General features: G+C 72.3%; 8 protein-coding genes and 2 pseudogenes. All 10 read left to right on the top strand.

The features are described 5' to 3' along the window. Positions 1-310 (top strand): annotated as a pseudogene (locus ND486_RS12265) (ABC transporter ATP-binding protein); the annotation flags it as partial. Further along, positions 307-1,086 (top strand): ABC transporter permease, encoded by a 780-nt coding sequence (locus tag ND486_RS12260; protein ID WP_224401413.1) that lies wholly within the window; start codon positions 307-309, stop codon positions 1,084-1,086. The pseudogene ND486_RS12265 and the gene ND486_RS12260, both read left to right, overlap by 4 nt. Before the next feature lie 3 nt (positions 1,087-1,089). Next, positions 1,090-1,932: an ABC transporter permease gene (locus ND486_RS12255; protein ID WP_161152754.1), complete on the top strand. Its 843-nt coding sequence runs from the start codon at positions 1,090-1,092 to the stop codon at positions 1,930-1,932. Beyond that, positions 1,929-3,380 (top strand): MCE family protein, encoded by a 1,452-nt coding sequence (locus tag ND486_RS12250; protein WP_251784419.1) that lies wholly within the window; start codon positions 1,929-1,931, stop codon positions 3,378-3,380. Before ND486_RS12255 ends, ND486_RS12250 begins: the two co-directional genes overlap by 4 nt. Positions 3,381-3,391: 11 nt before the next feature. Then, positions 3,392-4,369, top strand: a pseudogene (locus tag ND486_RS12245) (MCE family protein); the annotation flags it as partial. Between the two features lie 257 nt (positions 4,370-4,626). After that, positions 4,627-5,592 carry an MCE family protein gene (locus tag ND486_RS12240; protein ID WP_208826775.1) on the top strand — a complete coding sequence of 322 codons (966 nt, stop codon included), beginning with the start codon at positions 4,627-4,629 and terminating at the stop codon, positions 5,590-5,592. Next, a complete protein-coding gene (locus tag ND486_RS12235; RefSeq protein WP_251784418.1) occupies positions 5,592-6,986 on the top strand; it encodes an MCE family protein in 1,395 nt (464 codons plus the stop codon). Before ND486_RS12240 ends, ND486_RS12235 begins: the two co-directional genes overlap by 1 nt. Then, positions 6,983-8,296 carry an MCE family protein gene (locus ND486_RS12230; RefSeq protein WP_251784417.1) on the top strand — a complete coding sequence of 438 codons (1,314 nt, stop codon included), beginning with the start codon at positions 6,983-6,985 and terminating at the stop codon, positions 8,294-8,296. Before ND486_RS12235 ends, ND486_RS12230 begins: the two co-directional genes overlap by 4 nt. Further along, a complete protein-coding gene (locus ND486_RS12225; RefSeq protein WP_251784416.1) occupies positions 8,293-9,585 on the top strand; it encodes an MlaD family protein in 1,293 nt (430 codons plus the stop codon). The genes ND486_RS12230 and ND486_RS12225 overlap by 4 nt, the downstream gene beginning before the upstream one ends. Before the next feature lie 190 nt (positions 9,586-9,775). Further along, positions 9,776-10,399: a hypothetical protein gene (locus ND486_RS12220; RefSeq protein WP_251784415.1), complete on the top strand. Its 624-nt coding sequence runs from the start codon at positions 9,776-9,778 to the stop codon at positions 10,397-10,399. Positions 10,400-10,425: the final 26 nt, after the last annotated feature.

Here is a 10,425-nt window from a genome sequence, read left to right as displayed (position 1 = left end):
TCCGCCGATGAAGCCGCAGCTCGTCGCGTCGACCGGGATGCCCGACCGGCAGGCGGTGCACCGTCGTCGGGAGCGGGTGGAGGCGATGCTGCACGAGCTGCCGGAGTCGGCCCAGGAGGCGATCCGGGAGCAGCACGCCGACAGCGACGCGCAGGCCGGCGGCGGTCCGTCGCAGGACGGCACCACCCGTCAGATGGCCCGCAGCGGCGCGACGGTGAGCGACGACCGTCCCACCGACATCCACCCGCGCATCACCGACGACACCCCCGACCCCGGCGGTCGTCACCAGCTCTCCGGCGGTGACCGGTGAGCATCCCCAGCCCCGTCACGCGGGCGCTCACCCCGGTCGGCAGGTTCTTCGGCCTGTTCGCCGAGATCGGCCGCCAGGGACTGCGCCGGCCGTTCCAGTGGCGCGAGCTCGTCGAGCAGACCTGGTTCGTCACCAAGGTCTCGGCGCTGCCGACCGCCCTGTTCACCATCCCCTTCGGCGCGACGATCGCGCTGCTGCTCGGTGAGCTGACCCGCCAGTTCGGCGCCCAGTCCCAGACCGGCGCCGGCGCGGTCCTCGCGATCGTGCAGCAGGCCGCCCCCATCGTCACCGCGCTGCTGATCTCCGGCGCCGGTGGCTCCGCGGTCTGCGCGGACCTCGGAGCCCGGACCATCCGCGAGGAGATCGCGGCGATGGAGGTGCTCGGCATCTCGCCGATCCAGCGCCTGGTCGTGCCGCGGGTGCTCGCCATGGGCATCACCGCGCTGGTCCTGAACGGGCTCGCGACCTGCGTCGGCGTCGCGGGCGGCTACTTCTTCAACGTGATCATCCAGGGCGGGTCGCCCGGTGCGTACATCAACAGCTTCTCGGCGATCGCGCAGGTCAGCGACATCGTCGTGTCGGAGCTGAAGGCGTTCCTGTTCGGCATCGTCGCCGGTGTCGTCGCCGCCTTCCGCGGCCTCAACCCGCCGCCCGGCGCGAAGGGCGTCGGTGACGCGGTGAACCAGGCCGTCGTCATCTCCTTCGTGCTCGTCTTCCTGATCAACCTCGTGCTCACCGCCCTGTACCTCGAGCTCGTCCCGCCGAAGGGCTTCTGATCCATGGCCACCCCACTCGGAACGCGGGCCCGACGGGCCGCCCAGGCGCCGCTGAACCAGCTCGAGGAGCTCGGCGACCAGCTGTCGCTCTACGTCCGGTCGATCCTCTGGATCCCGAAGACGCTGACCCGGTACAAGAAGGAGGTCGCCCGGCTGCTCGCCGAGGTCTCCTTCGGCTCCGGCGCGCTGATCGTCATCCTCGGGACCGTCGGCGTGATGGCGTCGTTGTCGCTGTTCGTCGGCTCGCTGGTCGGCCTGCAGGGCTTCCGCGCCCTGGACGCCCTGGGCGTCGAGGCGCTGACCGGCTTCATCACCGCCTACTTCAACACCCGCTCGATCGCCCCGCTGGTCGCCGCCTCGGCGCTGACCGCGACGCTCGGCGCGGGCTTCACCGCCCAGCTGGGCGCCATGCGGATCTCCGAGGAGATCGACGCGCTGGAGGTCATGGCGGTGCCCTCGGTGCCCTACCTGGTGACCACCCGGGTGGTCGCGGGCATCGTCGCGATCATCCCGATCTACACGCTCGGCCTGCTCGCCAGCTACGCCGCCTCGCGGATCAACGTCACGCTGATCAACGGTCTGCCCGGTGGTACCTACGACCACTACTTCGACCTGTTCCTACCGGTCAGTGACGTACTGCTGTCCTACCTCAAGGTGATCGTGTTCGCGACGGTGATCATCCTGATCCACTGCCACTACGGCTACTCCGCCAAGGGCGGCCCCGCCGGCGTCGGCGTCGCGGTCGGTCGCGCGGTGCGGCTGTCGATCGTGAGCACCGCCATCCTGGACTTCTTCCTGACGCTGGTCATGTTCGGCACCTCGACCTCGGTGCGGGTGGCCGGATGAGGTCCCCGAAGCGAGTGCTGCAGGGCCTGGCCTTCGTCACGGTCATCGTCGTCCTGCTCGGGCTGGCCGTCGCCCAGTACGTCGGCGCCTTCTCCTCCGGTGTCCCGGTGACCCTGAACGTCGCCCGGGTCGGCACCCAGATGCAGGAGCGGTCCGACGTCAAGGTCAACGGCCTGATCGTCGGGCAGGTCGACCAGGTCGTCTCGAACGGCACGGACACCAGCATCGAGATGTCGATGGACCCGCAGTTCCTCGACCAGATCCCGGAGAACGTCACCGCCCAGCTGCTGCCCAAGACGCTGTTCGGCGAGAAGTTCGTGTCGCTGGTCCCGCCGGCCGCGCCGTCGACGGCCCGGCTGGCCGCGGGCGACGTCATCCCCGAGGACCGCAGCCAGGCCGCGCTGGAGGTCGAGCGGGTGCTCGACGAGCTGCTGCCGCTGCTGCAGACCGTCCGCCCGCAGGACCTGGCGACCACCCTCGGCTCGCTCTCCCAGGCCCTGCAGGGCCGCGGCAACCAGCTCGGCGAGACCCTCACCCAGCTCAACACCCTGGTCGAGGGCCTCAACCCGGCCGTGCCGGACCTGCAGGAGGACATCCGCCAGCTGGCGACGTTCTCCGACAACCTGAACCAGGCGGCGCCGGACCTGCTCGACGCGCTCGACAACCTGACGGTCACCAGCCGCACGATCGTCGAGAAGCGCGAGGGGCTGCGGAACCTCTACCGCTCCATCACCGGCGCGTCGGACGACCTGCGGGCCTTCCTCGACGCGAACGGCGAGAACATCATCGGGCTGTCGGCGGCCAGCCGGCCGACGCTGGAGACGCTCGCGCGCTACTCGCCGGAGTTCCCCTGCCTGACCCGCCAGCTCGTCGAGCTGATCCCGAAGATCAACGACGCGATCCGGCCGGGCACCGACCGGGTGGGCGTCAACATCACCCTCGAGATCGTGGCGAGCAAGGGCAAGTACCTGCCGAACCAGGACGAGCCCGAGTACGGCGACGACCGCGGTCCGCGCTGCTACCCGATCCCGGTCCCGACCGGCACCCAGTACCCGCCGGACGGCCCGTTCCGGGACGGTTCCGTCCCGGGCCCGGCCCCGGCCGGGCAGCCGATGGGCAACCCCGAGGACTTCGGGGTCGACACCTTCGGCACCTACGACGGCACGAACAGCTTCGGTCTGATCCAGGACCAGAGCGCGCAGAACGGTGCGGGCGTGCTGCCCCCGCTGACCACCGCGCTCGGTCAGGCGGGCATCCAGCCGTCGTCCTACGACGGGGCGCACCAGAGCGGCTCGGTCGACATGGGCGTCGCGAACTCCGCCGGTGAGCAGGAGGTCGTCGCGCAGCTGCTGGCCGCCCACCAGGGCGGCTCCCCGCAGGCCGTCCCGGCCTGGAGCAGCACGATGGTCGGCCCGCTCCTGCGCGGCACGGAGGTGACGCTGACGTGAGCAGGCTCCCGATCTCGGCGCTGGTCAAGTTCCTGGTCTTCGCGCTGGTCACGGCGCTGGGCACGACGCTGCTCGGGCTGACCATCGCGAACGCCCGGGGCGGCCAGGTCACCGAGTACACCGCCCGGTTCAGCGACGCGACCGGCCTGCTGGCCGGCGACGACGTCCGCATCGCCGGTGTCGTCGTCGGGTCGATCAAGGACGTCCGCATCGTCGACCAGCGGGTCGCCGAGGTGGCGTTCGACGTCGACTCGTCCACCCCGCTGCCGGCGACGGTCGGCGCGACCCTGAAGTACAAGAACCTCATCGGCCAGCGCTACATGGCACTGGACCAGGGCGCGGGCCCGACCGGGGAGGACCTCCCCGCCGGCGGCCAGATCCCGATCGACCGGACCCGCCCCGCGGTCAACCTGACCGTGCTGTTCAACGGCTTCCAGCCGCTGTTCCAGGGGCTGGACCCGGACCAGATCAACAAGCTGTCCATGGAGATCGTCCAGGTCCTGCAGGGCGAGGGCGGCACGGTGCAGAGCCTGCTGGCCTCGACGTCGTCGCTGACCAACTCGATCGCCGACCGCGACCAGGTCATCGGCCAGGTCATCGACAACCTGAACCTGACCCTCGACACCGTGAACCGCAACGACGAGGGCCTCAACGAGCTGATCAGCTCGCTGCAGGCGCTGGTGTCCGGGCTGGCCCAGGACCGCGAGCCCATCGGCAACGCGATCCAGTCCATCGGCGAGCTGACCCAGGTCACCGGGTCGTTCCTGGAGGACGCCCGCCCGCCGCTGCGCGACGACATCCGCAACCTCGGCGACCTCGCGACCCAGCTCGACCAGGGCCGCCCCGCGATCGAGCGGTTCCTGCAGTACACGCCGTTCAAGCTGAACCGGATCGCCCGCGTCGGCTCCTACGGCAGCTGGTTCAACTTCTACCTCTGCGGCCTCGACGGCCAGATCGGCATCTCGCCGATCCTGCAGCCGACCTCGCTGGAGGACCTGGGCATCGGCCCGATCCGCAACCCCGAGCGGCGCTGTGGCCCGGACCCGTCCGGGATCGGGGCCGGCAACACCGTCCCGACCGACGGCTCGCAGCCCGGCGACCCCGCGGACAACCGCGCCCAGGACAACCCGTTGATGCGTGAGCCGACCACCGAGTCGGTCGGCGGCCTGCTGGACCAGGCGGCCGGCCGTGGCCCGGTCGACTCCAGCAGCGACCCGACCGCAGCGCTGCAGCCGGGAGGCAACTGATGGCACAGGCAGGGCAGAAGCGCCCCGTCCTGACGGCGGTGATCGGACTCGTGCTGATCGCGGCGCTGACACTGGCCGCGTTCAACTACGAGGCGATCTTCTCCGGGGCCACCCGCTACACCGCGGAGTTCCCCGAGGCGGCGGGCCTGCAGGCCAACGACCGCGTCACCGTGGCAGGAGTCGAGGCGGGCCGGGTGCAGAACGTCTCCCTCGACGGCGACCACGTGAAGGTCGAGTTCACCGTCGAGGACGCCTGGGTCGGCAACCGGACCACGGCGTCGATCGAGATCGCGACGCTGCTCGGCTCCAAGTTCCTCGCCCTCGACCCGCGCGGCGACGGCGAGCAGAACCCCGACGAGCCGATCGGGCGGGACCGGACCAAGTCCCCGTTCGACGTCGTCGACGCCTTCAACGGCCTCTCCGGCACGATCGACCAGCTCGACACCACGCAGCTCGCGTCGAGCCTGACCACGCTCTCGGACACCTTCCGCGACACCCCGCCGGAGATCCGCGGGGCCCTGGACGGGCTGTCCCGCCTGTCGAACACGATCTCCAGCCGCGACGGCGAGCTGAAGAAGCTGCTCGCCAACACCCGGCAGCTGTCGACCACGCTGGCCGACCGCCGCGGCGACGTCGTGAAGCTGGTGAACGACGGCAACCTGCTGCTCGGTGAGCTGCAGCGGCGCAAGGACGCGATCGCGAACCTGCTCGACGGCGTGCAGCGCCTGTCGATCCAGCTGCGCGGACTCGTCGCCGACAACCAGGCTCAGCTGCGCCCGGCCCTGGAGACCCTCGACCGCGTGCTGGCGGTGCTCGAGGAGAACCGCGACAACCTCGGCGAGATCCTCGACAAGGAAGCGGTGTTCGTCCGCGTGTTCGGCAACGCCCTCGGCAACGGCCGTTGGTTCGACAACTACCTGTGCGGCCTGCTGCCGCCGGTCGTGCCGCTCGGGGGTGACTGCTGATGGGGTCCTGGGCCAACGACCGGCGCCAGATCCAGTTCGGTGCCCTGATCGCCGTCGTCGCCGTCCTGGTGGCGAGCGCGATCTGGCTGATCACCTCCGGCGGCGGCCGTCAGGTCACCGCCTACTTCACCAGCTCCGCCGCGCTGTTCCAGGACAACGACGTGCGGGTGCTCGGCGTCCCGGTCGGCAAGATCGACCGGATCACGCCGGAGGGCGACCGGGTGCGGGTCGACATGACCATCACCGACGACGAGGTGCGCCTGCCGGCCGACGTCAAGGCCGCCGTCGTCTCGCCGAGCCTGGTCACCGGCCGCTACGTGCAGCTGACCCCGGTGTGGACCGGCGGCCCGGAGTGGAACGGCGAGCCGATCCCGCTGGAGCGCACCGCGTTCCCGCTCGGCGTCGACGACCTCACCCGGACCGCGACCGAGCTCTCCCGGGCGCTCGGCCCGCAGGGGGCGAACAAGGACGGCGCGCTCAACGACGTCCTGGACGTCACCGCGAGGAACCTCGACGGCAACGGCCGCGCGCTCAACGACACCATCCGCAACCTGGGTGGGCTCTCGACGACGCTGAACGGGTCCAGCGGTGACCTGTTCGGCACCATCACCGAGCTGCAGAAGTTCGTCGGGACGCTGCGGGAGAACGACCCCGGCATCCGCGAGCTCAACGGGAAGCTGGCCGACGTGACCGGCTTCCTCGCGAGCCAGCGCGGCGAGCTCGGCGGGGCGTTGAACCAGCTGTCCTACGCGCTCGGCGAGGTCGCCGACTTCGTGCAGGACAACCGGTCGACGCTGCGGTCGAACGTGGACAAGCTCGCGAGCGTCTCGCAGGAGGTCGTCGACCACCAGCGGGCGCTGTCCGAGATCGCCGACGTGGCCCCGGCCGCGCTGGGCAACCTCACCAACATCTACAACGGCTCCTCGGAGACCCTCGACACCCGGGCCAACATCAACGAGCTGGCCTACCCGCTGCCGGTGGCGATCTGCGAGATCCTCCGCCGCGGCGCGGGCCAGATCCCGGGTGGCCTGGACCAGCCCACCGCCGCCCTGTGCGACGGCCTGGCCCCGATCCTCGACGGCGCGGTGCCGCTGCCGACCCCGCAGCAGGTGCTCGAGCAGCTGCAGGCCGGCGGCTCCGGGGTCAACCCGGCGGTCCCCCAGCTGATGCCGGGCTCGCCGCTGTCGCTGACCGACCCGGGCTCGCAGCTGCGCGCCCCGGCCGACCCGCAGGCTCCCGCCCCCGGTGGGCAGCCCGCACCGGGTGCCACCGGCGCCCCGGCCACCCCGGCGCCGTCGACGACGACGGCCCCGCAGGCCACTCCCACCCCGGTCCCCGAGACCGAGGAGCGCGGGGGCGGCGGACTGTTCGGCCTGTTCGGAGGTGGATCGTGATCGGCTCCAGCGGCCGTGTCGGCCGGGTGTCGGCGCTGCTGACCGCCGTGGCCCTGTTCGCGGGCGGCTGCGGTGCGGTGGACGGCGGCCTGCGGGGCGTTCCGCTGCCCGGTGGCGCGAACCTGGGCGACGACCCGTACTCGGTGCAGATCGAGTTCGCCGACGTCGTCGACCTCGTCCCGCAGTCGATCGTGCGCGTCGGTGACGTCCCGGTCGGCGCGGTCGAGACCGTCGCCGTCGAGCCGGGGTCGTGGAACGCGCTGGTCACCGTCGCGGTGAACCGCGACGTCACGCTCCCGGCCAACGCCACCGCGCGGGTCCGCACGACCTCGCTGCTCGGTGAGAAGTTCGTCGAGCTGTCCCAGCCGACCGTCCCCGCCGAGGGCGACCTCGCCCGGAGCGGGAGGATCGGGCTGCAGGCCAGCGGGCGCGCGGCCGAGGTCGAGGAGGTCCTCGGGGCCCTGTCGCTGCTGCTCAACGGCGGTGGCGTGGCCCAGATCCGGACCATCTCCACCGAGCTGAACAACGCGCTGTCCGGCCGCGAGCCGCAGGTGCGGGCGCTGCTGGACAACCTCGACCGGCTCGTCGGCTCGCTCGACAGCTCCAAGGACGACATCAACCGGGCGCTCGACGGGCTCAACCGTCTGTCGGCCACCCTCGCCGAGCGTCGCCCGCAGATCGAGAACGCCCTGCAGAACATCAGCCCCGGTCTGCGTGAGCTCGAGTCCCAGCGCACCCAGCTGGTCGGCATGCTGCAGGCGCTCGACCGGCTGTCCGGCGTCGCGACCAACGTCGTCAACCGGTCCCGCGACGACCTGCTGGCCGACCTGGAGGCGCTGCGCCCGGTGCTGCGGAACCTGGCCGACTCCGGCCAGAACCTGCCGGACTCGCTGCAGCTGCTGCTGTCGATCCCGTTCACCGACGCGGCCACCGACGCCGTCGCCGGTGACTACGCCAACCTGTACGTGAAGCTGGACCTGGACCTCGGTTCGGTCCTGCGCAACATCCTGAACTCCAACCAGCTCGGGCTGCCGCTCGACCCGACGCAGCTGGCCCAGCTGCCGCCCACCGCGCAGCTGCTGACGCCGCTGCTCGGCGCCACACCGCGGCAGCCGGACCCGGCGGTCCCGGGTGCGCCCGCGCTGCCGCTGCTCGGGGCCGAGCAGCCCACCACCGCGCCGGCGCCGCCCGCCTCGGGCACCGCGCCGGCGACCCCGGCACCGTCGGCGACCCCGGCACCGAGCCCGACGCCGGAGCAGGGCTCCGGTGGCGGCGGCCTGCTCGGCGGACTCTTCGGAGGCGGATCGTGATCACCAAGACCGTCCGCTGGCAGCTGACCGCGCTGGTGCTCGTCACCATCGTGGCGGTCGGCTACGCGGGCTTCCGCTACGCCGGTCTCGACCGCATCTTCGGGGCGACGACGTACCCGGTCACGGTGGAGCTCGCCGACTCCGGCGGGATCTTCAGCGGCGCCGACGTCACCTACCGCGGCGTGAGTGTCGGCCGGGTCGGGCCGCTGTCGCTGACCGCCCGCGGTGTCGACGTCCAGCTCGACATCGAGAACTCCGCGCCGGCCATCCCGGCCGACGCCCGGGCCGTCGTCGGGAACCTCTCGCCGATCGGTGAGCAGTACGTCGACCTCCAGCCGGTGGCCGACGGCGGCGAGGCGCTCGCCTCCGGCTCGGTCATCCCGCAGGACCGCACCCGGACCCCGGTCCAGATCAACACCTTCCTGACCGAGCTGGACCAGCTCGTGTCGACGGTGCCGAAGGACTCGCTGCAGACCGTCGTCCGCGAGCTCGGCCAGGGCTTCGAGGGCACCGCGCAGCCGCTGCAGCAGCTGCTCGACACCACCGGGGAGTTCACCCGGGCCGCCACCGACGCGCTGCCGCAGACGACCGCGCTGATCCGCGACGCCCGTCCGGTGCTCACCACGCAGAACGAGGTGGCCCCGCAGTTCCAGGAGTTCAGCCGCGGCCTGCGCGAGGTCACCGAGCAGCTCAAGCAGTCCGACCCGGACCTGCGCCGGATCATCGACGACGGCCCGCGCCTGGGCGACCAGGTCAGCGGCCTGCTGCGGGAGAGCGGCCCCGGGCTCGGCGAGTCGATCGCGAACCTGCGGACGGTGACCGAGCTGCTGGCCCCGCGCCAGGCGGGTCTGCGCCAGCTGCTCGTGACCTACCCCGGCCTGGTGGCCGTCGCGCCGAAGGTCGTGCCCGGCGACGGGACCGCGCACCTCGGCCTGGTCGTCAACATCGCCGACCCGCCGGTCTGCACCCGGGGCTACGAGGGCACGCCCAACCGCGGTGGCCTCGACGTCTCCGAGCGACCGGTGAACGAGGACGCCCGCTGCACCGAGCCCCCCGGAAGCCCCACCAACGTGCGCGGAATGCAGAATGTCCAGAGGCCCCAGCCGCTCGAGGTGCCGGACTACTCCGGCAACTCGGGGTTCGGCGGCCACGGTGACGGTCACTACGGCGGCGACACCGCCGACGGACCGGCCCCGCGGCCGAACGCCGGGTCGCTCGGCGACGACCGTGCCGAGCGGGTCGCGACGCCGGGCCTGGTGACGAGCTTCGCCCAGATCCTGGGCGGTTGAGCACGACGGTCGCGCCCCGTCCGGGGCGTGACCGGCACGACGGCCGGGCCACACCCGGGCCTGGCCGGCACGACGACCGCGGGGGACCGCCGTCCGCCGGACGGCGCGGACCCCCACGGCCGGCCCACGGCCGCCCGGTGCGGTCGCCGAGCGGCTGTGCCCCCGCAGCCGGGAGGAGGAACGCTCCCCGATGAACACCGACGTTGCCGGCTCCGACGCCGACACGAAGGCCGGCCCGACGGCCGACACCCCCGACGGTGCCGCGCCCGTGGAGCCTGCCACCGGTCCGGACGGCGGCCAGGCCCCGCCCGGACCGCTCGCCAGGGCCCTGCCCGTGGCCGCCGTCGTCGCGGCGGTGCTCGCGCTCGTGCTGGGCGGCCTGTGGCTGTTCGCGCTGAACAGCGACGCCACCCAGGTCGCCCAGGCCCGCGACGAGGCGCTCCGTGACGCCCGCCAGGCCGTGATCAACCTGAACACCCTGGACCACAAGGACGCCCAGAAGGGCCTGGACCTGTGGATCCAGTCCTCGGCCGGGTCGGTCCGCGACGAGTTCGTGTCCAACCGCGACGCCTACGCCAAGCTGGTCACAGACCAGAAGCGCACCACCGCCGCGACCGTCACCGACGCCGCGGTGACCGAGGTCGACCCGCGCGCCGGGACCGCCCGGGTGCTCGCCGGCGTCGACGTGACCGTCACGCCCGAGGGCGGTCAGCCCGCCGTGACCCGCCAGCGCATCGAGCTCGGCATGGTCCGCACCGACGACGGCTGGAAGGTCGACGCACTGGAGCCGCTGGTCACCCCGGGCACGGGCTGACCCTCCGGCCCGACCCCCGGCCCCCC

This window comes from Pseudonocardia sp. DR1-2 (genome assembly GCF_023717215.1).
Lineage (GTDB): Bacteria > Actinomycetota > Actinomycetes > Mycobacteriales > Pseudonocardiaceae > Pseudonocardia > Pseudonocardia alni.
The sequence above is the reverse complement of the archived record's forward strand: the minus strand, read 5'-3'. Positions and strand labels throughout refer to the sequence as shown.